Here is a 21,899-nt window from a genome sequence, read left to right as displayed (position 1 = left end):
CCACGAAAAGTTCCCCCTGTCAGCCGGTGAGCCGTCACCGGGCGACACACACGAGGGGGAACACACGATGTCGGCAGCCACGACGAAGACCGTCAGCCGCGAGCTGGAGCAGCTGATCCGCGAGAACATGCCGCTGGTGGGTCACCTGGTCCGGGAGATGTTGTTCAAGGTTCCCGCGCACGTGCACCGCGACGACCTGGCCTCGGCCGGGTACGCGGCGCTGGTCACGGCCGCGCAGGCGTTCGACGCCGGCCGGGGCATCCCGTTCGGGCGCTTCGCCGCCGTGCGGGTCCGCGGGGCGCTGCTGGACGAGCTGCGCAGCATGGACTGGGCGAGCCGGTCGGTGCGGGCCCGGGCCCGCCGCGCGGACGTGGCGCGGCAGGAGCTGACGGCGCAGCTGGGCCGCACGCCGAGCCCGGCGGAGCTGGCCGAGCTGCTCGGGGTGGGGGTCAGCGAGCTGGCCACGGTCGACGACGACGTGCAGCGCGCGGCGGTGCTGTCGTTGCAGGGTTTCACCGCCGGGGCGGCCGAGGACATGGTCACCGAGGACTCGATGAACCCGGAGGAGACGCTGCTGCACCGCGAGCGGATCGGTTACCTGCACGACGCGGTGGCGGTGCTGCCGGAGCGGCTGCGGTTCGTGGTCGAGGCGTCGTACCTGCAGGAGCGGCCGCTGGCCGAGGTCGCCGCGGAGCTGGGCGTCACCGAGTCGCGGGTGTCGCAGCTGCGGACCGAGGCTCTGGCGCTGCTCAAGGACGGGCTGAGCACGCACATGGAGCAGCAGGACGCCGGCCCGGCCAAGGGCGACGGTTGCGTGGCGCGGCGCCGGGCGGCGTACGCGGCGCAGATCGCGGCGCGCAGCACGATGGCGTCGCGGCTGGCCGTGACCGACGTGCAGGGCATGCACACGTCGGTGGCCTACGCCGCCTGAGTATTGGAGTTGCGGCACCGCCGGGACCGCGTCAGAGTGGTTCCTGAGCACCTGCCGCCGAGCCCGAGGAGTCGTCACCTCCGTGTGATACCGACCCGACCCGTGCACGCGCCGCCCTTCGCTGGTCGCGCGCGGGTCGCCGTACCCCTGTCGGTATCGGTCCGTGGAGGACTCCTTGTTGAAAGCCGCTTCGATCAGCCGCGCCCACGACGGTGATCTGCTCTTCTCCGACCTCGACCTGATCGTCGGTCCCGGCGACCGCATCGGTGTCGTCGGCCCCAACGGGGCCGGCAAGACGACGCTGCTGCGCGTGCTCGCCGGCGAGCTCGCCCCGGCCTCCGGCAGCGTCACCCGCGCCCCCGGCACCCGGGTCGGGTACGTGCCGCAGCAGGTCGCCGACCCGCAGGGCACCGTCGGGGAGTTCCTCACCGCCGGGCTCGGTGAGCTCGCCGCCGTCACCGAACGGCTGCGGCAGCTGGAGACCGCGCTCGAGGGTGGCGCCGACGTCCTCGACGAGTACGGCCAGGCCCAGGAACGCTGGACGGCCCTGGAAGGCTGGACCGGCGAGACCCGGCTGACCGAGATCCGCCAGCGTCTCGACATCGACCACCTGCCGGCCGACCTGCGCCTGAGCGAGGTCAGCGGCGGTGAGCAGGCCCGGCTGCTGCTGGCCCGGGCCCTGCTGGACGCCCCCGGGCTGCTGCTGCTCGACGAACCCACCAACCACCTGGACGCCGAGGGCGCCGCCTGGCTCGCGGACTGGCTGCGCGACTTCCCCGGCGGGGTCCTGGCGGTCAGCCACGACCGGGCGTTCCTGGACGCCGTGGTCACCCACGTCGTCGAGCTCGACGGCATCCAGGACCAGCCCCAGGACTATCCCGGCTGCGGCTACACCGCCTACCGGCAGGAGAAGGCCCGCCGCTGGCAGCGGCTGCTGCTGGCCCACGAGGCGCAGGAGAAGGACCGGATCCGCTGGGAACAGGACATCGAACGCACCAAGCAGCAGGCCCGGTTCGTCGAGACGACCGTCCGGTCCGGGGTCGAGGCGCCGCACCTGCGCCGCATCGCCAAGAAGGTGGCGCAGAAGGCCAAGGCCCGCGAGCGGCGGCTGCGCCGGCAGATGGAGTCGGCCCGGTGGATCGCCGAGCCGCGGACCCGGCCGCCGCTGACCCTGGCGTTCCCGGCCGACGAGCGCGCTGACCGCGACACCGTGCTGGCCGTGCACGACCTGACCGTCAAGCTCGGTGACCGGACCCTGCTCGACGGTGTCGATCTGGACGTGCGGCGCGGCGACCGGATCCTGATCACCGGCCGCAACGGCGCCGGCAAGACGACCCTGCTGCGGGCGATCGCCGAGCACGCCGAGGTGGAGCTGGCGGTGCTGCCGCAGACCTCCGACGGGTTGCGCACCGCCACGACGGTGCTGGACTTCTTCCGTTCCCGGGTGCCGGTCTACGCCGAGGACGCCGAGCGGCTGCTGGCCGGGCACCAGTTCGGGCCCGACCAGTGGGGGGCGAGCCTGCGCAGCCTGTCCGCCGGGGAGCTGCGGCGGCTGCTGCTGGCCGTCATGGTCAACAGCCCGGCGCGGATCCTGCTGCTCGACGAGCCGACCAACTTCCTGGACTTCGACGCCCTGGAGGTCATCGAGCAGGCGTTGCGCGCGTACCGGGGGACGCTTCTGACCGTGACCCACGACCGGTACTTCGCCGGCGCCGTCGGGCACACCCGCACCTGGCATGTCGCGGACGGTCAGGTACGGCAGAGCTGACACGATGGTGGCCATGTCGACGCTGATCCCCAGGCAGAGCGCAGGCGCGGTCACCGTCGGCGGCAGCGCCGAACAGGTCACCGAGGCGTGGCTGGCCAACCGGCGGCTGTCGGCGCACACCCGCGACGCGTACCGGCGTGACGTCGCGGCGTGGCTGGCGTGGTGCGCGCAGCGCGACGTCGACCCGCTGCGGGCCTCGTTCCTGGACGTCAACGCGTACGCCCGGGGCCTGGAGGCGCAGTCGCTGGCCCCGGCCACGGTGGCGCGCAAACTGTCCGGGCTGTCCAGCTGGTACGACTTCCTGGTCAAGCTGCGCGCGATCGACGCGAACCCGGTCGGTGGCGCGGACCGCCCGCCGGTCTCACGGGACCACTCCGCCACTGTCGGGCTGTCCCCGGAGGAGGTCGACGCGCTGCTGGGCGCGGTCGAGGCCGAGACCGGGCCGGCGGCGCTGCGGCACCGGGCGGCTGTCGCGCTGCTGGCCGACCTGGGTCTGCGCGTCGGTGAGCTGGTCGGCCTGGATGTCGCCGACGTCGGTGTCGAGCGGGGGCATCGCAGTGTGCGGTTCGTCGGCAAGGGCGGCAAGCCGAGGCGCCGGGCGTTGACCCCGTACGCGGCGGCCGCGCTGGACGCCTACCTCGATCAGCGTGCCGCGGCCGAGGCCACCACCGCCGACCGGCTGGACGGGCCGCTGCTGGTCACCGCCACCGGCGCCCGCATCGACCGGCACGCCGTCTTCCGGCTGGTGCGGCGCCTGGCCCGCGACGCGGGCATCGCCGGCTGGGCGCGGCTGTCGCCGCACTCGCTGCGGCACGCCTTCGCCACCACCGCCCGCGCCGAGGGGGTGCCCCTGGAGGACGTGCAGGATGCGATGGGTCACGCCGACCCCCGCACGACCCGCCGCTACGACCGCGACCGGCACAACCTCGACCGTGACCCCGCTTACACCATCGCCGCGGCGCGGGTCAGGCGCAGCGGTGGGTGAGCGACCCCCTATTCTCGACCGCGGTCAGGCAACGATCAAGGGACGAGGTCGGGTTGAACATCTTCGAAGCGGTGCTGCTGGGCGCGGTGGAGGGCTTCACCGAGTTCCTCCCGATCTCCAGCACCGGCCATCTGACCATCGTGGAGAAGTTGCTCGGCTATCAGATCGACGCGCCGGACATCACCGCGTTCACGGCGATCATCCAGTCCGGCGCGGTCATCGCCACGGTCATCTTCCTGCGTAAGGACATCGCCCGGATCATCGCCGGCTGGGTCCGCGGCGTGCTCAACCGCGAGCATCGCGAGCACCTCGACTACCGTTTCGGCTGGGCCGTCATCCTGGGCTCGATCCCGATCGGCATCGTCGGGCTGCTGTTCCAGGACACCATCGAGAGCACCCTGCGCAGCCTGTGGTTCGTCGCCGGGGCGCTGATCCTGTGGAGCGGGGTGATGGCCTTCGCCGACCACGCTGCCACCCAGGTCCGCCACGAGCAGGACGTGACCTGGAAGGACACCCTGATCATCGGGGTGGTGCAGTGCCTGTCGCTGATCCCCGGCGTGTCGCGGTCCGGGGCGACGATGTCGGCCGGCCTGCTGCGTGACTTCGACCGGGTGACGGTCACCAAACTGTCGTTCTTCCTGTCGATCCCGGCGCTGCTGGCCGCCAGCGTGCTGCAGACGGTCACCGAGTACGACAACATCTCCGCCGACAACGGTGGTGTCGGCTGGCTGCCCACGATCGTCGCCACGCTGGTCAGCTTCATCGTCGGCTGGTTCGCCGTGTCCTGGCTGCTGAAGTTCATCGCCCGGCACTCGTACAGCATCTTCATCGGCTACCGGCTGGTGCTGGGCTCGCTGCTGATGGTGCTGCTCGCCACGGACGTCATCCAGCCCAAGTGAACGATTCGGCGGTCCGGGCCCTCGCGTACGTGCGCGGGCTCGGCGCCGCCGGGGACCTGCCGGTGCCCGGCGCGCGGATCACGGTCGGCTTCCACCCGGACCGGCTGCTCGCCGACGGGCGTACGGTCGCCGAGCACCTGGCCCACGACCGGGTGTACCGCAGCCAGTTCGAGACCGGCATCTCCAACGGCGGGCTCACCGCGTACGCCGGCGGGGACCGGGAACGCTGGGAACGGCGGATGTTCGCCGGCGCGTACCCGCCCGAGCAGGTCGCCGGGCGGCCCGTCTACGGCGGGCTCAACCTGGCCGGGCACCTCGACGGGGCGTCACCGCGGTTCGGCAGCTGCCACCTGGTCCTGCGGCCCGAGGTGAACGCGCGGGCCACGTTCAGCCACGGCGACAGCGTCACCGAACCCACGGTGGTCGGCACCGCGGACACCTTCGGCGGCATCTGGGCGGCGCTGCTCGAGCAGGTCACCCGTACCGGATCAGCTCTGGGTGTGGCCGCGGACGGTCCGCGGGCGTGGGTGGCCGCGCTGACCCGGCCGCGCACCAGGGCCGGCCGGGCCCTCGACGACTACGTCGAGGCGCAGATCCACGGCGGCGTCGACCTGGACGCCGACGTCGAGGCCGTCGTGGCCGACCCCAGCTTCACCGGTACGCCCACCGCCGCGCACCTGGCGCAGCTGGGCCCCCTGCGGTACCACCCCGGTTTTGTCCTGCCGGCCGCGGACTTCCCCGACGACGTGCGGGGGCCGGAGGCGGCCGCGCTGGCCCGCAGCCTGGGCCCGCCGCTGATCGACGCCGCCGTCATCGGGCACGCGGCCCGGCAGGCGGCAGACGCCGGGACGCTGCAGCTGTGCAAGTACCTGTGGCACATCCTGGTGCTGCTCGGCCGGCCACCAGCGCCCACGAGGTGAGGAAATCCGCTGTCGGATGTCGCACGGGGGTGGTACAAACCCGCGGTGGAAAACACTCTTGCGTTCGCCGACCTGTTACGGCTGATGGACGAACGATCGGCCGCTTTCCAGGCGGCGGTCGCCGCGGCACCCAGCCTCGACGCGCCGGTGCCGACCTGCCCCGAGTGGACACTGTTCGACCTGGTCCAGCACCTGGGCGACGGTCGCCGCCGGTGGGCCGCCACCGTGGCCGCGGGACCCGCCGACGCGCCGCCGACGATGTCGGCACCGGTGGCGCCCCGGGACCGCGAGGCGCTGCTGGCCTGGTTCACTGCCTCGACGCAGGAGCTGCTGGACGCGCTGCGGGAGGCCGGCCCGGACCGGGGCTGCTGGACGTGGTGGGGTCCGTCGCAGTCGCCGCAGACCAGCGGTGCCGTCGCCCGGCACCAGCTCCAGCAGGTCGCCGTGCACACCTACGACGCCCAGGTCACCGTGGGCGCCCCGCAGCCGCTGCCGGAGGAGGTGGCCCTCGACGGCGTCGACGAGTTCGTGACCACCTGCGTCGCGACCACGGCCGCGTGGCCGCACAAGCCGGCGGTCATCGACTACCACGCCACCGAGGGCCGTTCCTGGCGGCTCTGGTTCTCCGCCGACGGCGCCCGGGCCGCCCGCCTCGGCACGCCGGCCGCCGACGTGGACCCGGGGTTTGCCTATGCTTCGGCCCGGGGCACGGCCCATGAGCTGGTCATGTTCTGCTACGGCCGGATCGCGATGGACTGCCTGGAGCTAGACGGCGACCGGCGCGTCTTCGACCAGCTGATCGCGTGGGAGCCGGAGTAACCGGCCGCCGGGTCTGCTCCGGTATGCCAGCTCGAACCGGCCGAGCGCGGCCGGCCGCCGGCAGGGAGGGGTAGGTTTTCTCCGCTGTTGAATCTCCCGGCGGAGCGGAGCGGACATTGGATCTCTGGGATCGTGTGGTCGACCCGCACGAGGTCGACGTGTCCACCCTGTCTGCCAAGAATCTGGTCGGACTGGCCCTGGACGTCATCAAGGACACGGCCACACTCTTCGAGCCGGTGTTCGAGCAGGTCTTCCCAGGCGCCCACCGGCAATTGGTGAATTCGCTGCTCCAGTCACGGGATGCCGGTCCGGCCGGTTGGGCGGACCGGGGTTCCTTCTTCGAGCAATACCTCGCGCGCTATGACGAGCTGCCGCCGACGGCAGTCGTGCCGGCCGTGGGCCCGTTCATGACCGCCACCGTCCGGCTGGCCGAGGGCATCGTCGAGAAACGCTTCGACCCGGATGGGGCGATGGAGGTTCTCTCGTCCTGTTACGAATCGATTCTGATGTCACGGCTGTCGGGCCGGATAAAGGCGGCGGACGAGGAGGCGGATCCCGTGTGCCGCCGTGCGGTCCAAGGACAGCTCGACGCGATAGCGAAATACGTCCGGTAACGATCGGGCCGTTGCCGCAGCCCTGTCCGGGAATCAGGGTGACAGGCGAAGCGGGGCTGCGGTGAGATAGCGCCGTTACCGTAACGCGGCGGGTCATGGCGCTATGGAGCAGCCTCGATCCGGCAAGCGGCGGGGAAGGGGACGGCTGTGCGACTGGTCGCGGGCGAGCCGATGGAGTACCTGGGCGGTGACATGGTCGTCGAGGTGGATCATCCGGCAGTGCGGGCGTTGGCTGATGAACTGCGCGCGGCGCATCCGGACGACGTCGACTTCACACGGGCCGCCTTCGGATGGGTTCGTGACCGGATCAGGCATTCCGTGGACGCCCAGGATCCGCGGATCACCGTCACCGCCGGCGAGGTGCTCAGCGCCGGCGTCGGCCTCTGTTATGCCAAGTCGCACCTGCTGGTGGCCGTGGCCCGGGCCGCCGGCGTGCCGGCCGGGTTGTGCTACCAACAGTTGACCGACGGGGGAGAGCCCTTCCTGCACGGCCTCGTTGCCGTATACCTCGCGGGCCGGTGGCATCGCCAGGACCCGCGCGGCAACCGCACCGGCATCGACGCCCAATTCCGGCTCGGGCGTGAGCAACTGGCCTACCCCATCACCGACGGATCGGCCGGTCGCGATTTCCCCGAAGTGCACGTGCGACCCTCGCCCAACGTGATCGCAGCTCTGCGCGGTGCTCGAGACGCTCTTGAACTGTGCCGCACCCGGTTACCCGCTACGCCCTGAGTCAGGACAGCGGACGCCGGCTGAAAGGGTGGCGGCGTTCGTGAACAACGGCGGCCTCGGCCTCGGGGTGCAGGAGATGGCGTCTCGTCCGCTCTCACACCGACGGGTCCCAGGCGATGAGCTGGTCGAAGACCTGCCGGTCGCCGTCGAGCTCCACGGCCTCCAGCGGGATGCGGCCGTAGAACATCAGGACCAGGTCACTGGCCGTGCCCCTCGCGGAGGCGTCGGCCGCGTCCGGGTCCGCGGCGGCAGCGGGCGTGAGATGGGCTGCCTGTGCTCCTTCAGGGGAGAGCCGCAGACGCCAGGAACGGCCCTCGGTGGCGTGGTAGTCGACGACGGCGGGTTCGTGTGGCCAGGCGACCGTCGTCGCGCAGAGGGTGAACTGGCAGTCGTCGAAACCGTCGAGGGCGACCTCCTCCGGCAGCGGCTGCGGGGCACCCACGGTGAGCTGGGCGTCGTAGGTGTGGACCGCGATCTCGGGAACCTGTCGCCGCGCCCAGGCGCCCGAGGTCTGCGGTGACGGGGAGTCGTCCCACCACGTCCAGCAACCGCGGTCCGGACCGGCCACCCGCAGCGCGCTCGTCAGGTGCTCGACGGACTCGGTCCACCAGGCCAGCAGCGCCGCGCGTTCCCGGGGCGCACCCCTGCCGTCATCCCAGGCCGACGTCTCCGGGGGCGCGTCCGCGGGCCCGGCGGCGACGATGGCGGCTGATTTGCGGCGGCCCAGGCCCACGTGTTGGACCAGGTCGAACAGTGTCCGCTCGGGGTGCGTCGGGACCGGCAGGTCGAGGCTGGGTGCCGCGGCGACCGCGGCGCGGAAGGCGGCCGACCGTTCGTTGATCAGCCGCAGATGATCAGGAAACGTGAGGGTCGTGTTCACCGCGGCTTTCTACCACTGTGCAGCGACGATCGGACAGCGGTTATCGCAACAGCGCGGCCCGGACCAGCTCCAGCGCCGCCTGCGGCGTCAGGCCCAGGGCGGTGACCTGCTCGGCGTAGCGTTGCGCGGCCTGCTGCGCCGCCGCCGGGGTCTGCGCCGCCCGGGCCGTGATCACCGTGCCGGCCCGGCCGCGGGTCTCGACCAGCCCGGCCTGCTCCAGCTCGCGGTAGGCGCGGGCGACGGTGTTCGCGGCCAGGCCCAGCTCGGTGGCGAGCTGCCGCACCGGCGGCAGCTTCGCGCCGGCCGCCAGCGCACCGGCGGCGGCCAGCTCGGCGATGCGCAACCGCACCTGCTCGTACGGCGGCACCGCCGAGTCCGCGTCGATCACGATGTCCACCACAGCCCCCGGGTTCGGCTCAGAGCAGCCGCGGGGGCGTGTTGCCGGCCGCGACGATGGCCCGGCGCATCGGCACCATCGCCAGCAGGATGCCACCGACGATGAAGAACACCACCAGCGACACGAGCCCGATGCGGTAGCTGTTGGTCAGCTGGAACACCAGCCCGAAGGCCAGCGGCCCCAACCAGCTCGTGCCCTTGTCGCTGATCTCGTAGAAGCCGTAGTACTCGCCCTCGCGCCCGTCGGGGATCAGCTGGCTGAACAGGGAGCGGCTCAGCGCCTGACTGCCGCCCATGACCAGGCCGATCGCGACACCCAGCAGCATGAACGGCAGCGGCTCACCCTCGGGCAGCCAGAACGCGGCCAGGATGACCCCGAGCCAGCCGACCAGGGCGATCAGCACCGTCTTGCGGGCACCGATGCGCTCGGCGACCGCGCCCAGCAGCAGCGCCCCGCCGAACGCCAGGAACTGCACGATCAGGATCGTCACGATCAGCGCGCTCTGCGGCAGGTTCAGCTCCTCGGTGCCGAACTGGCTGGCCAGGGCGATGACCGTCTGGATGCCGTCGTTGTAGATCAGGAACGCAAGCAGGAAGAACAACGTCAACGGGTACGCCCGCAGGCTGCGGATGGTGCTGCCGAGCTGGCGGAAGCCGTCGGTGAGCACGTTGCCGCCCGCCGTACCGGCCTCGGCGCTGGGGTGCTCGCGCAGCCGGCGCAGCGGCACCAGGGTGAACACCGCCCACCAGACCCCGGCCGACACGATGCACCAGCGGGCCAGATCCAGCGTGCGCCGGTCGTCGCCGTCGACGGTGAGCCACGTGACGACGGCCAGGTTGAGCAGCAGCAGGACACCGCCGCCGAGGTAGCCCAGCGCCCAGCCGCGGCTGGAAACCTTGTCACGTTCGTCGGGTCCGGCCAGCCGCGGCAGGAACGAGTTGTAGACCACCACCGACGCGCCGAACGCGATGTTGGCGACGATGAACAGCAGACCGCCCAGCAGGTACCGCTCGCCGGTCACGAACGCCATCGCGATGGTCGCGCCGGAGCCCAGGAACGCCGTGCCGGCCAGCAGCGGCTTCTTGCGTTCGGCCCGGTCGGCGATCGCGCCCATCACCGGCAGCACGAACACGGTGAGCAGTACCGACAGCGACACCAGGTACGGGAAGTAGGAGCCGGCGGCGATGCTGATGCCCAGCGGGTGCACCCGCGCGTCGCAGTCGTCGGCGCCCAGCGCGCACCCGGCGGCCTGCTCGGTGACGCTGGTCAGGAACGGCCCCAGGAACACCGTGATGACGGTGGTGGAGAAGGCGGACATCGCCCAGTCGTAGAAGTACCAGCCGGTACGTTCACGCCGGTTGCTCACCGGGACGGTGGTGGTCATCAGGGTGGCTCCAGGCGGAAAAGCGGGGGACGGCGCGCTGATGATGCCATCTCGGCGCCGTCCTGGGTACAGCCGCCTCGCGGGTCAGGCCTCCGGCTGCCACCACTTGGCCAGGGTGCTGGTGGCCGGGTCGTCGGAGTCGGCCAGCGCGGCCCACGGGTCGGCGCCGGGCGGCAGGTCCTCGCCGGCGTACGCGGCCAGGTCCTGCGCCGGCACCGGCTCCTCGGCCACCGCCTCGACCAGCCCGGAGTGGTACAGCCCGAGACTGCCGGTGTCGATCCACGGGAACCCGTCGACCGGCTCCGGCAGCGGTCCCACGTCGACGACCGGCGGGAACATGCTGACCTGATCCAGGTCCGGCGCCGCGTCGGGATCCGCACCGACGGGACCCATGCCGTGCCCGTCGGTCACGTCGACGACCCCGGCCCCGGCGTCGTCGTCGTGACCGGTGCCCGGCTCGTGCTGGTCGTCCCAGCCGCCGTCGGTGGCGTCGTGCGGGTCGTCGAGGTCGTGCCCGGCGTCCAGTTCGTGGGCGTCGAAGCCGGCCTGGTCGCCGTCGTCGTGACCGAACAGGTCGTCGTGGAACGGGCTGTCCGCCCCGGCGTCGTCGTGCCCGCCCGGGTCGTGCAGGCCGGCGTCGTGGGCCTCGGCGGGCTCGTCGTGACCGTCGGCGTGCGAGAAATCCGGCCAGCCGTGCTCGTCGCTCATGTCGCCTCCTCATCGGCGGGTGCGGGGGTCAGGGAACGCGCCCGCGTGAGAACCTCGTCGACCTGCCTGATCCGGGTGCGGACCGCGGCCAGGTCCGCGGTGGCCTGGGTGCGCCGTTTCGCGCGGCCGGCGGCGTCCTCGGCCGCGGCGGCGTCGATGTCGGCGATGTGCGCGTCGAGCTCACGCAGCCGCCGCTCGACCGCGTCGTCGACGGCGACGCTGAGCGCGTACTGCAGGTCGGTGAAGCGGTAGGAGATCTCGTCGGACAGCGCCGCGCGGGCCTCGCCGAGGATCTCGCGCAGCCAGGCCCGGGCCTGTTGCCGGTCGTGCTGCACCCGCCGCCGGTACAGCACGTAGCCGCCCGCGGCCAGGCCCAGGCCGAGCCCGGCGACCGGGACGAGCAGGCCACCGGCGACCGCGGAACCGACGCCGAACAGCGACGCGCCGAAGATCGCCCCGCGGCCGGCCATGAAGGCGATCCCGCCGGCCGACAACGCCACCAGCAGGTTGTCACCGGCGCCGTCGCGCGGTGGGCTGGCCGCCAGGGCGTGCCGCAGGGTCGCGTTGAGCCGGTCCAGGACCCCGGCGAGCTCGTCGGCGTCGAACACCTGGGCCAGGATCCGCTCCCCGACCTGCCGGAACGTGGCCTGCAAATCGTCGGACAGCTGCACCGCCACGGCCTGCAGCTCGGTGTCGAGCTGATCGGGCAGCGCGTCCAGCGCCGCGCCGCGGGCGGTGTCGATGCGGGCACTGAAGTCGTGCTGCACGCCGGCGATGCGGGTGCGCAGCAGGCCGACGACCTCGACCCGGGCCCGCTGGGTCTCGGTGCTCAGCAGCAGCGACCACTGCCGCGACTCGGTGCGTTTACGGGCGGCCAGCGCGGAACGCTGGGCCCGTACCCGGGCCACCTGCGCCGGGTCGGCCTCGCTGGCCTGCACCCGGGCCGCCGCGGCCGCCTCCAGGCGGCCCAGCTCCCCGCGCGCGGCGCGCAGCACGTTGGCCAGCTGCAGCTGATGGCCGCGCCCGGCCAGCTCCACCAGGGCGTGCTGCAGCTCGGCGATGCGGGAGGCGTCGACCAACGCGCCCTGCTCCCCGGCGGGCATCGTGCGGGCCAGCTCGGCCAGCCGCGCCGACACCGGGAACCACGGCGCGTCGGCGAAGCGCGGTGCGCGGGCCCGCAGCGACGCCCGGTTGTCGTCGGCGATGCGCCGCCACCCCGGATAGGCGTCGACCTTGGTCAGGGCGAACACGACAGCGTCGACGCGGGCGCTGGCGGCGACGAGGAAGTCCAGCTCCGGCTGCGACAGCGGCGCGGACGCGTCGGCGACGAACAGCAGGGCGGTGGCCCGTTCGACGGCGTCCAGGGCGACGGTGGTGTGGGCCGGGTCGAGGCCGCCGACCCCCGGGGTGTCGAGCAGGCTGACGTACTGCAGCAGCGGCGCCGGGTGGGTGATCTCGATGCGGCGCGGGGTCCGGGCGCCGTCGGGCAGGTCCCGGCCGGTGGCCCAGGCGGCCAGCTGCGCCGGGTCCAGGTCGACCGGCTCGCCCGCGCCGGGCACGTAGGCGGCAGCCGACAGCGGGCCGGGCGAGAAATGCAGGTAGGTCGCGGTCGCGACGGCGGCATCCACCGGCGACAGATCCGGTACGCCGAGCAGCGCGTTGAGCAGCGAACTCTTGCCGCGTTTGGTCTCACCGACGAGCACCACCGACGGCCGGGTCAGCTGCACCCGGCGCAGCTCGGCCAGCTCGGCGCCGGCGTCGGGGTCGCCGGCGCGCACGGCGGCCAGCGCGTCGCGTACGGCGACGTCGAGCTCCTTGGCCAGGCTCACCGCGTCCCCTCCGATCCGGGCCGGGCCGGCACGATCTCCGTCTGATCGCCGCCCACCTGCGCCCGTTCGGCCTGTTCGCGGACGGCCTGGGCCAGCAGGTGGAAGCCGCGGTGCGCGACCTGCGCCACCCGTGACTGCGCCGGTCCGGCGCCGGCGACCGCGTACACCCGCCACCGGTTCGCCGCCTCGACGGCCGCGGCCGCCAGCTGCGGGCCGTCGGCGTGCGGCAGCCGCAGGATCCAGCGGGCGTCGTCGGAGGTCGCCAGCCGGATCAGCTCCTGCTCCCACGCCACCGGCAGTGGCACCGCCCCGGACGTGACCCGCTGAGCCACCTCCAGCAGCCGCAGCCGGTGGTAGGCGGGCTCGCGCAGCAGCCGCTCGATCGCGTCACGCAGCGCCTCCCGGTCGCGGGGGTCGCTGGTGTGCCCGGCGACGCGTTCCAGCCGCGACAGCGCCCAGCCGGCCTTGATCGCGTCGGCCCGCCAGCGCAGCGTCTGCTCCAGGGTGTCGCGCAGCCGCGGGAAGCCGGACGCGCGGACCAGCCGGCGCACCAGCTCACCGGTGCCCAGCCGCGGGTCCGCGGCCAGCTCGGCCAGGGCGAAACCGATGCCGTACAGGTCGAGCAGGGCGAGCAGCCGGTCGCGGCGGTGCACGTCGACCGGCGCGGGCCGGCTGCGGAACAGGTCGACGGAGGCCAGCAGCACCCGCAGCTCGGCGGCCGGCAACGCGGACAGCTCCTTGAGCGCGGCGCAGTCGGCCGCGGTGAGCCGCCCGGCCTCACCGGTCTCGGCCAGCAGACCGACCACGGGCACCACCTCGGACACCGTACGGGCCAGCAGCAGCGCCTGCTGCTCGGCGAGGGGACCGGCGACCGGCCACGGGTCTCCGGCCCCGCCGACCAGCGTGTCGACCTTGCCGAACACCCCCAGCGCGTTGATCGGGCTGCTGGCCAGCCGCGCCGACGCCGTCCGGAACGCCTCCAGCGCCCGCACGTCGTCGGCGCGGACCGCCTGGGTGAACACGTAGACGACCGCCTCGGCCGCGGCGACCTCGGAAGCGGAATCAGCGTCGATGTCGGCGTCGAACGGCGCGGCGCCGGCGCCGAGCTCCGCCTGCGCGCGGGCACTGACCCTCGTGTCGGTCGAGGCCAGCCCGGGGGTGTCGACGACGGTCAGATCGCGCAGTTTGTCGCTGGTCAGCGAGACGTCCACATAGGCGACGCGGTCCGGGCCGACCCCGAGACGCTGCGGGATCATGCCGTCGTCGGCCAGCGGCAGGCTCGAGCGGGTGCCGTCGCGCAGCACCACATCGACGCGGTCGGCGGGCCCGTACCGGAAGCGGGTGACCACCCGGGTGCACTCACCGACCGCCGTGGGGGCCACCCGGCGGCCTATCAACGCGTTGACGAGTGTCGACTTTCCGGCTTTCAACCGCCCGGCGATCGCGACGCGTAACGGCTCCGACAGCCGGTCGCGGACCTGAATGGCCTGGCCACCGGCTTCCGGGCCGACCCGGGCGACGATTTCGTCACACAGCGTCGCCACGCGGGCGGAGAGCGGTCCGACGGTCATGACTCGTCAGCCGAGCACATGGTCAGGGAGAATGTACTGACCGCGGCCGGTGTCGAAGACACAGTCGCCACCCTTCCCGTTCGCGGGCAGGGCGGGACGCCTGCCGCACCACAGACTACGGAAGCTCGGGGCGACGCAGATCCCGTGTTCGTGCCACCCGGGCACGGACGCCGGGCAGGGCAGGGGAAACGGGGGATGCGGGTGGCACAGCAGGACCTGGCCGGGCTCGCCGCCGCGCATCTGCACCGTCCCGGCCTCGTCGTGCTCACCGGCGCCCCCGGAGCCGGCCGCTCCACCCTGTTGCGGCGGGTGGCGGCTGCGGCGCCCGGGCCGGTGCATGCCGGAGGCGGGCTGGCGATGCTGGCCGCGGTGCCGGCGCTGGCACTGTCACGGGCGCTGAAGGCCCGCTTGCCCGCCCACGACGTGCCGCTGCTGGCCGAGGCGGTCCGCTCCCGGGTCCGCGGCGGCCTGCTCGTGCTCGACGACCTGCAGTACGCCGACCCGGCGACGCTCGCAGCCCTGCCGCACCTGGCCGCACACGTCCGGGTCGTGGTCGCGTTGCGCACCCCGCACCGGCTGAGCGAGGAGAGCGTCGCGGCGCTGCGCGAGACAGCCACGGCCTGGCTGGAGGTGCTGCCGCTGAGCCGCGAGGCCGCGCTGGAGCTGGCCCGGCGCGCCGGTGGTCAGCTCGCCGACGCCGCCCTGGCCGCGGTGGTCGACCGGGCCGGCGGGAACCCCCTCGCGATCACGGCACTGGCCCGGCAGGCCGGGGCGGGCCGGGGCACCCCGGAGACCGACATCGACCAGGTGGCGTACGCGATCGCCACCGCCCTGGCCGACCTGCCCCGTACGGCCCGCACCGCGCTGGCCGCGCTGGGCCTGCTCGGCCGGCCGGCCCCGGCCGCGCTGCTCGGCCCGGGCGCCGACGAGCTGCGCGCCGCCGGTCTGGTCACCGAGGATCCGGCCGGGCTCGTGCCGGTGTCGGCGTACTTCGCGGAGACCGCGGCCGGGCTGCTCGACGCGGCCGCCCGGACGGATCTGCACCGGGCGCTGGCGGAGCTGACCCCGGACGCGGAGGCGGCGCGGCACCTGGCGGCGGCCGGTGACCATCAGGGGGCGTACCGGCGGGCGCTGACCGCGGCCGACCGGGCTGCCGGCGGTGACCGCGCCGACCTGTTGCAGTTCGCGTGTGAACTGCCCGGGGTGACCGTTGACCCGCGGGTGCGGATCGCGGCGGCTGACGCGTTGCTGGCCGCGGGCCGGCCCCATCCGGCGGCGCGGGTGCTGACCAGCACCGGGCCGCTGGGGGTGGAGGCGGACGTGCTGCGCGGGGAGGCGCTGCTGCAGGCCGGCGACCCGGTCGGGGCGCGGGCGGCGGTGCGCCCGGTGCCCGACGCGGCGCCGGCCACGGTCGTGGCCGCCCGGGACCGGATCCTGGTGCTGGCCGAGCTGGCCACCGATCCGGCGGGCGCCCTGGACATGGCCGGCAAGGTCGCCGCCCGGTATCCGGCGCCACCGGCCGGGGTGGCGGCGGCGCTGGCGGCGGTCGGCGCCGCGCATCGCCGCCCGGGATGGGACACAGCGCTGGCCGCCGCGGTCGCCCGGAGCACTGATCCGCTGACCGGACGGTGGAGTGCGTGGCTGCTGGTGGAGCATCTGGCGGCGGACGGGCGGCTGGGTGAGGCGGCGGCCGCGGCCCGGGACGCGGCGGCCGGGTGCGCGGCGGACCTGGCTTACAGCTGGCAGACCCGGTTCCTGGCCGTGGCGGACTGGGCCGACGTGCTGCAGGGCACGCTGCTGGCCGCCTCGGCCGCTTCGAGTGCTGAGCCCGACGTGCCCGATAGGAGCGCCGGGCCTCTGCCGGCATCAGCCGATGGTCCTGCGGGTGTCATCTACGGGCGGGCCGCCGGTTCCGGCTCGTTGCCGGCGCCGGGCGGCGTCGGTGCTGCTCCGGCCGGACCGGATGCCTCTCACGGCGCGCGGGGCGCGAACCCGGCCGTCTCCGGCAGCTCGGGTGAGCGCGGGTCGTCGTCTGATGCCCGGTTCGCGGCGGACCGGGCGTTGCGGCGCGCCGCTGACCTCACCGACCGGGCGCTGCCCGCCGACGCCCGCGGCTACGCCATCGCCGCGACCGCACTGATCGAGGCGGACACCGGGCTGCTCGCCGCCGCCCGGGCCCGGCTCGCCACACCCGACGGGCATCCGGCCACCGCGTGGGTCGCGCGGGAGGCGGCCTGGCTCGACGGGCAGCCCGACCGGGCCGCGCAGCCACCGGACGCCGCCGTCTCGGGGCTGCTGACCGGGCTGCGGCACATCACCGCCCGGTGGGCCGCGTACGACTCCGGCGCCACGGCCCGGGCTGCTTTCGCGTCCGCGTTCGACATCGACGCGCCGGCCCCGGCGATCCCCGCCGGGCTGCCGGCCGCGGCGCGGCGCACGCTGACCGCCTGGGCGACCGGCACCGGGTTCGCCGCGGCCGCGCAGAGCTGGGCCGGGGTCGCGTTGCGGGAGCAGATCCGCTGCCTGCTCGCGGCGGGCCTGCTCGACACCGATCCGGAACGGGCGGTGGCCGCGCTGCTGGAGGCCGAGCACCTGGCCGACACCGCCGGGCTGGTGGTGCTGGCCGGCCGGGCCCGCCGCGGGCTGCGCCGGCACCACGTGCACCGTGACACCCGCAGCCCACGCTCGGGTTCGCAGCTGACCCGGCGCGAGACCGACGTGTTGCGCCTGGTCGCGGCGGGTGAGCCGACCCGGCGGATCGCGGGGCAGCTCGGTATTTCGGCGGAGACCGTGGACACCCACATCCGGGCGGGTATGCGCAAGCTGGGCGCCCGGACCCGGACGGAGGCGGCCGCGCTGGCGCTGACCCAGATCGAGGCGGCCGGACCGCCGGACCGTGACCGTCGCTCCGCCGTACTGCCCGACCGTGAGGATGGCCGGTGACCCGACAGCCCGACGCTCCCCGCCACGTCGTCGCCTCCGGCGCCGACGCCGAGTCCGTGGTCCGCCGCCTGGCCCGCGAGGGCTGGATCCCCCGCGAGGGTTTCGCGCTGCCGGACCCGGCGTGGGACGTCACCGGCGCGCGGCTGGTGCTGCACGGCCGGGTCGCCGACCGGGAGAACCTGCAACTGGCGGTCCTGGCGGCGGCGCGGGGAGCGGGCATCGTCGCGGTCTGCGACGCGGACACCCCGGTGGGCCGGGCCCTGATCGACGATCTGAGCCGGCTCGGCGCGGTGCACCTGGGCCCGGGCGGGCAGCCGGCGCCGGCGGACACGGGTGACACGGTCGCGGACCTGGTCCCGGAGCAGCGGGCGCTGCTGGACCGGCTGGCGGCGGGCGACACGATCGCGGCGGCCGCGGCGGCGGAGTTCCTGTCGCTGCGCACGGCGAACCGGCGGATCGCGGAGGCGCGGGCCCTGTTCGGGGTGCGCACGACCCGCGAGGCCGTGCTGGCGTACCTGCGGCAGCGCCGTACCCCGGGCTGAGTTCGCCGGCGGCCGTGAGGCCGTGCTGGCGCACCTGCGCCGGCACGGCACTCCGGGCTGAGTTCGCTGGCGGCCGTGAGGCCGTGCCGGCGTATCCGCGGCCGCGCCGCGCTGCGGGCTGGGCGCGCTGTGGCGTCCGTGCGCCGGCGACGAACCCCGGGCTGAGTGCGCCGGCGTCCCATCGCCAGCGACGCATCCCCGGGCTGAGTGCGCCGGCGTCCCTGCGCCGGCGGCGCACCCCGCCGCTGATCGGGGTGCCGCGTAGGGTGCCAGGCGATGAGAATTCTGATCTCGGCCGACCTGGAAGGCGTCTCGGGGATCGTGCATCCCAGCGAGACCAATCCCGGCGGCTACGACTACGAGCGGTCCCGGGCGCTGATGACCGCCGAGGTCAACGCGGCCGTCGCCGGGGTCCTGGAGGCCGTGCCCGGCGCCGACGTGCTGGTCGCCGACGCGCACGGGCCGTTCCGCAACCTGCTGCCGGAGGAACTCGACCGGCGCGCCCGCCTGGTCCGGGGCAAGCCCCGCCCGCTGGGCATGATGGCCGGGCTCGACGACGACACCGACGCGGTGCTGTTCGTCGGCTATCACGCCCGTTCCGGTACCGGGCCGGCCGTGCTGGCCCACACGATCAGCGACGCCGTGCTCGATGTGCGCCTCGACGGGCGCCCGGTCGGCGAGATCGGCCTGAACGCGGCCCTGGCCGGCTTCCACGGCGCCCCGGTCGTCCTGATCAGCGGGGACGACGTGGCCTGTGCGGAACTGCTCGAGCTGGTGCCGGGCGCGGCGACGGTGGCGGTCAAGCAGGCGCTGGGCCAGGCGGCGGCGATCGCCCTGCACCCGGACGAGGCCCGCGAACGGCTGCACCGGACCGCGGCGAAGGCGATCCGCCGGCACGACCAGGTGCCGCTGCTGATCATGCCGGGTCCGCTGAAGGTCGAGGTGGACCTGTACGGGCCCTACACGGTGGATCTGGCGACGCTGATTCCCGGGGTGAGCCGGGCTCCGGGTGGCCGGACGGTCACGTTCACGGCCGAGGACGTGGCGCAGGCCTACCGGCTGGTGCAGTTGCTGACGCAGCTGGCCCTGATCAAGCCGAACTGACCGACGCTGCCGGCCCGCACCGGCCGATCAGGCGGCGTCAGTGGGGGCGGATGCCGGCGGCGCGGTTGCGGCGGACGCGGCTCAGGTCCGGTGGGCGGGTTCGGTCGATGTGCCGGGGTGTCTCCAGCTCGTCCGCGCGCAGCGGCGCCAGCGTCTGCGCGATCCCCTCCACGATCCGGTCGGTGGCCCGCATCGCCTGAGCGCCCGCCGTGCCGGTCATCCCCGACAGGTCGATCGGTGCGCCGAAGCGCACGTGCACCACCGGCCGCTGCCGGATCGTCCGGAGCAGCGACCCGGCCAGTCCTTTCGGGGCCGCGTACGGCAGGACCCGGTGAGCGTCCCACTGCGCGACCGGGACGACCGGTGCCCCGGACAGCGCCGCCATCCTGGCCACGCCGGTCTTGCCGCGCTCGGGCCACATCCACGGGTCCAGCCCGATGCGGCCCTCCGGGTAGACCAGCACCACCGACCCGGCCCGCAGCGCCTCGGCGGCGGCGGGCAGTGCCTGCGCGACCTGGGCGGTGTGCCGGTCGACGCGCAGGTGCCCGCACGCCCGCATGATCGCGCCGGCCACCGGGGCGGTGAACAGCCCGGCGGTGGCCATGAACCGCGGTGCGATCCCGGCGCGGCTGCACGCCGCCATCAGTATCAGCGGGTCGATCGGGCTGACGTGGTTGGCCGCGAGGATCAGCGGGCCGTGCCGCAGCCCGGCGGGCACCTCACCGGAGACGCGCAGCCGGCACAGCAGCGGCACGACCAGCCGCGAGGTGCGCAGCAATGCCCGCCACAACCACGGCGCCCGCCAGGTGTCTTCCATCAAGGCGACATGATCGCATGCCGGTCAGCCCGCGTCGCGCAGCTCCGCCAGGCGGGCCTCGATCTCGGCCAGCTCGGCGCGCAGCCGTTCGGCCTGCTGCTCGACCTCGGCGCGTTCGGCGGACACGATGTGCTCGACCGCTTCCTGTACGCCGGGCACGTCGACCAGCTGCACGATCTTCATCGCCTCGGACGGCTTGACCACGTACGGCTTGGCCAGGGCTTTGGAGCCCTGGTTGGCGGCGATGGTCCACTCGCCGTCGGTGTAGGCGAGGGTGACCGTCAGGCTCGGCGGCGGCTTGGGTTTGGCTGTCTTGGCTGCCGCCTTGCGCGGGGCGGGAGCCGCCGCGGCCGGAGCAGGCTCAGGGGCCGCGGCGGGGGCGGGGGTGGCCGCGGGCGGGGGTGCGGGCGCGGGGATGGGCTTGTCGATCACGAACTCAGGGGCCGGCTTGGCCGGCTGCGGCGGCACGGGGGCGGCCTTCTTCACCGGGCCCTTGGGGGCCACCTGCAGGTCACCGGGGGAGAACGGCAGCTCGTCGCGGCCGAAGCGCACGACCACCCACTCGTCGGACTCGGCCGGGTCGGTCAGGGCCACGACCTGCCCCACCTGCCCGGCGATCTGCCCCGCGGACTCGGTGAACATCACCCGCGGCCGCCGCCCCGCGGCGAGCCCGTCGCGGATCACCTGCAGCTCCTCCGTGCTGAGCCCTCGCACACCGGTGCGTGCCGCCGTCGCCATGGTCGTCCTTTCGTCGGTCAACGTGGATTCGAACGCGTGTTTCAATGCCGTAGTTGTACCAGGCCCCACCGACAAAGCACGCAGGCGCGCCCGGCCGGCCGGTCACCAGGACCCGCATCGGGGCCGCAGCGGGCATCATGTGACCGATCCGCACACCCAGGCAGTCATCCAGGGCAGTAGCCACCACACAGCCGGGAGCGCGCACTGTGCAGCAGAACCTGCGAGGCCTGTTCGAACGAGCCCTCGACGACGAACCCCTGCCCCCGCCGGGTGACCCGGTAGAGCAGGCGATGAGCCAGGGCCGGCGGATCCGCCGGCGCCGCGGCCTGCTCATCGGGGGCAGCGCCACCGCCGTCGTCGCCGGCACCCTGATCGCCCTCAACATCGCCCTGGCCCCCGCCGCCGCGCCGCCGTCGTTCGTGTCGCCGGCGGCGATGCTGATGCCGCCGGCGAGCGCCACCTGTACGTGGCCGGTGCAGGACAACGCCGCCACCGTCTCGGTGTTCCTGCGCGACGACATCACCGTCGGGCAGCTCGACACGCTGCGGGAGGCGCTCCTGAAGGACCCGGTCGTGCGCGACGCGCAGTTCGAGAGCCGCGACCAGGCGTACCAGAGGTTCAAGGTGCTGTGGGCCGACAGCCCGGACTTCGTCGCCGCGGTCTCACCGGCCAACCTGCCGCAGTCCTTCCAGGTGGATCTGGCCCAGCCGTCGGGATACCGGGACTTCGCCGCGCGGTTCCGCGGCCGTCCCGGCGTCCAGGACCTGGTCGGCCAGACCTGCCCGGGAACGTCGAAGTGAGCCCTGGGTGGCGCCGCGACCGCGCGGCCCGCGACCAGGAGTTCGCCGCGTTCGTCGCCGCCGCCACGCCCCGGCTGCGGCGCACCGCGTACCTGATGTGCCGCGACTGGCATCTGGCGCAGGACCTGACGCAGCTGACCCTGGCCAAGATGTACGCCGCCTGGCCGAGGATCTGGCGCACCGCCGACCTGCCGGCCTACAGCCGCCGGGTGCTGATGAACGCCGTGTTCGACCTGCGCAAACGCCGCAGCGGCACCGAGGTCGTGCTGGCCGACCTGCCGGACTGCCCCGGTCAGCCGGACGGTTGCGCCACCGACCTGCACATCACCCTGATGCAGGCGCTGGCCACCCTGCCGGTACGGGACCAGGCCATCGTGGTGCTGCGGCACTGGGAGGACCACAGCGTCGACACCGTCGCCGAGATCCTCGGGGTGTCGCCGTCGGTGGTGAAGATGCAGAGCATGCGCGCGCTGGGCCGGCTGCGTGAGCTGCTCGGCGAGGACTTCGCCCGGCAGTAG

The 21,899-nt window shown here is 74.0% G+C and carries 21 protein-coding genes; 13 read left to right on the top strand and 8 right to left on the bottom strand.

All coding sequences use genetic code 11. From position 1 onward, the window contains the following. Positions 1-67 precede the first annotated feature (67 nt). The 8 genes from AB0C12_RS25950 (at position 68) to AB0C12_RS25915 (ending at position 7,668) form a co-directional block, all read left to right on the top strand. Positions 68-931, top strand: a complete 864-nt coding sequence (locus tag AB0C12_RS25950; RefSeq protein ID WP_360552174.1) for a sigma-70 family RNA polymerase sigma factor — start codon at positions 68-70, stop codon at positions 929-931. 175 nt (positions 932-1,106) lie between these two features. Then, on the top strand, positions 1,107-2,699 hold the full coding sequence (locus AB0C12_RS25945) for an ABC-F family ATP-binding cassette domain-containing protein (protein WP_360552172.1): 1,593 nt from the start codon (positions 1,107-1,109) through the stop codon (positions 2,697-2,699). A gap of 4 nt (positions 2,700-2,703) precedes the next feature. After that, positions 2,704-3,684 carry a tyrosine-type recombinase/integrase gene (locus AB0C12_RS25940; RefSeq protein ID WP_360552170.1) on the top strand — a complete coding sequence of 327 codons (981 nt, stop codon included), beginning with the start codon at positions 2,704-2,706 and terminating at the stop codon, positions 3,682-3,684. 53 nt (positions 3,685-3,737) lie between these two features. Continuing rightward, on the top strand, positions 3,738-4,583 hold the full coding sequence (locus AB0C12_RS25935; RefSeq protein WP_360552168.1) for an undecaprenyl-diphosphate phosphatase: 846 nt from the start codon (positions 3,738-3,740) through the stop codon (positions 4,581-4,583). After that, positions 4,580-5,503 carry a DUF3626 domain-containing protein gene (locus AB0C12_RS25930; RefSeq protein ID WP_360552166.1) on the top strand — a complete coding sequence of 308 codons (924 nt, stop codon included), beginning with the start codon at positions 4,580-4,582 and terminating at the stop codon, positions 5,501-5,503. The genes AB0C12_RS25935 and AB0C12_RS25930 overlap by 4 nt, the downstream gene beginning before the upstream one ends. Before the next feature lie 45 nt (positions 5,504-5,548). Next, positions 5,549-6,322: a maleylpyruvate isomerase family mycothiol-dependent enzyme gene (locus tag AB0C12_RS25925; protein WP_360552163.1), complete on the top strand. Its 774-nt coding sequence runs from the start codon at positions 5,549-5,551 to the stop codon at positions 6,320-6,322. Between the two features lie 116 nt (positions 6,323-6,438). Further along, a complete protein-coding gene (locus tag AB0C12_RS25920) occupies positions 6,439-6,936 on the top strand; it encodes a hypothetical protein (RefSeq protein ID WP_360552161.1) in 498 nt (165 codons plus the stop codon). 147 nt (positions 6,937-7,083) lie between these two features. Then, positions 7,084-7,668 carry a transglutaminase family protein gene (locus AB0C12_RS25915; RefSeq protein WP_360552159.1) on the top strand — a complete coding sequence of 195 codons (585 nt, stop codon included), beginning with the start codon at positions 7,084-7,086 and terminating at the stop codon, positions 7,666-7,668. Positions 7,669-7,762: 94 nt separating this feature from the next. Here the strand turns inward: AB0C12_RS25915 and AB0C12_RS25910 are convergent, their stop codons facing one another. From AB0C12_RS25910 to AB0C12_RS25885, 6 genes are all read right to left on the bottom strand, one after another. Further along, complete coding sequence (locus AB0C12_RS25910) at positions 7,763-8,548, bottom strand: maleylpyruvate isomerase N-terminal domain-containing protein (protein WP_360552157.1); 786 nt, start codon at positions 8,546-8,548, stop codon at positions 7,763-7,765. A gap of 40 nt (positions 8,549-8,588) precedes the next feature. After that, the gene (locus tag AB0C12_RS25905) at positions 8,589-8,945 is read right to left on the bottom strand and encodes a GntR family transcriptional regulator (RefSeq protein WP_360552155.1); all 357 of its coding nucleotides are present in this window, start codon (positions 8,943-8,945) and stop codon (positions 8,589-8,591) included. 19 nt (positions 8,946-8,964) lie between these two features. Then, a complete protein-coding gene (locus AB0C12_RS25900; protein WP_360552153.1) occupies positions 8,965-10,329 on the bottom strand; it encodes an MFS transporter in 1,365 nt (454 codons plus the stop codon). An 84-nt stretch (positions 10,330-10,413) separates the two neighbouring features. Beyond that, positions 10,414-11,037 carry a hypothetical protein gene (locus tag AB0C12_RS25895; protein ID WP_360552151.1) on the bottom strand — a complete coding sequence of 208 codons (624 nt, stop codon included), beginning with the start codon at positions 11,035-11,037 and terminating at the stop codon, positions 10,414-10,416. After that, the gene (locus tag AB0C12_RS25890) at positions 11,034-12,866 is read right to left on the bottom strand and encodes a dynamin family protein (protein ID WP_360552149.1); all 1,833 of its coding nucleotides are present in this window, start codon (positions 12,864-12,866) and stop codon (positions 11,034-11,036) included. Before AB0C12_RS25890 ends, AB0C12_RS25895 begins: the two co-directional genes overlap by 4 nt. Continuing rightward, entirely contained in the window at positions 12,863-14,437 is a 1,575-nt protein-coding gene (locus AB0C12_RS25885; RefSeq protein ID WP_360552147.1) for a dynamin family protein, read from the bottom strand. The genes AB0C12_RS25890 and AB0C12_RS25885 overlap by 4 nt, the downstream gene beginning before the upstream one ends. Positions 14,438-14,632: 195 nt before the next feature. Between AB0C12_RS25885 and AB0C12_RS25880 the strand changes: the two genes are divergently transcribed. The 3 genes from AB0C12_RS25880 to AB0C12_RS25870 all read left to right on the top strand — a co-directional run bounded on the left by AB0C12_RS25880 (position 14,633) and on the right by AB0C12_RS25870 (position 19,026). Further along, positions 14,633-17,380, top strand: coding sequence for a LuxR C-terminal-related transcriptional regulator (locus tag AB0C12_RS25880; protein WP_360552145.1), 2,748 nt, complete (start codon positions 14,633-14,635; stop codon positions 17,378-17,380). Then, on the top strand, positions 17,377-17,922 hold the full coding sequence (locus tag AB0C12_RS25875) for a LuxR family transcriptional regulator (RefSeq protein WP_360552143.1): 546 nt from the start codon (positions 17,377-17,379) through the stop codon (positions 17,920-17,922). Before AB0C12_RS25880 ends, AB0C12_RS25875 begins: the two co-directional genes overlap by 4 nt. Positions 17,923-18,198: 276 nt before the next feature. After that, the gene (locus AB0C12_RS25870; protein ID WP_360552141.1) at positions 18,199-19,026 is read left to right on the top strand and encodes a M55 family metallopeptidase; all 828 of its coding nucleotides are present in this window, start codon (positions 18,199-18,201) and stop codon (positions 19,024-19,026) included. A 37-nt stretch (positions 19,027-19,063) separates the two neighbouring features. Here AB0C12_RS25870 and AB0C12_RS25865 read toward each other — a convergent pair whose 3' ends face one another. Together AB0C12_RS25865 and AB0C12_RS25860 are read right to left on the bottom strand one after the other, a co-directional pair. Then, positions 19,064-19,843, bottom strand: coding sequence for a lysophospholipid acyltransferase family protein (locus tag AB0C12_RS25865; protein WP_360552139.1), 780 nt, complete (start codon positions 19,841-19,843; stop codon positions 19,064-19,066). A gap of 24 nt (positions 19,844-19,867) precedes the next feature. After that, positions 19,868-20,581, bottom strand: a complete 714-nt coding sequence (locus AB0C12_RS25860; RefSeq protein WP_360552137.1) for a hypothetical protein — start codon at positions 20,579-20,581, stop codon at positions 19,868-19,870. A 206-nt stretch (positions 20,582-20,787) separates the two neighbouring features. Here AB0C12_RS25860 and AB0C12_RS25855 point away from each other — a divergent pair, with 206 nt between their 5' ends. After that, positions 20,788-21,381 (top strand): permease-like cell division protein FtsX, encoded by a 594-nt coding sequence (locus AB0C12_RS25855; RefSeq protein ID WP_360552135.1) that lies wholly within the window; start codon positions 20,788-20,790, stop codon positions 21,379-21,381. After that, positions 21,378-21,899, top strand: coding sequence for a SigE family RNA polymerase sigma factor (locus AB0C12_RS25850; protein ID WP_360552133.1), 522 nt, complete (start codon positions 21,378-21,380; stop codon positions 21,897-21,899). The genes AB0C12_RS25855 and AB0C12_RS25850 overlap by 4 nt, the downstream gene beginning before the upstream one ends.

The sequence above is a fragment of the Actinoplanes sp. NPDC048967 genome (assembly GCF_040649415.1).
Taxonomy (GTDB): Bacteria; Actinomycetota; Actinomycetes; order Mycobacteriales; family Micromonosporaceae; genus Actinoplanes.
The sequence above is the reverse complement of the archived record's forward strand: the minus strand, read 5'-3'. Positions and strand labels throughout refer to the sequence as shown.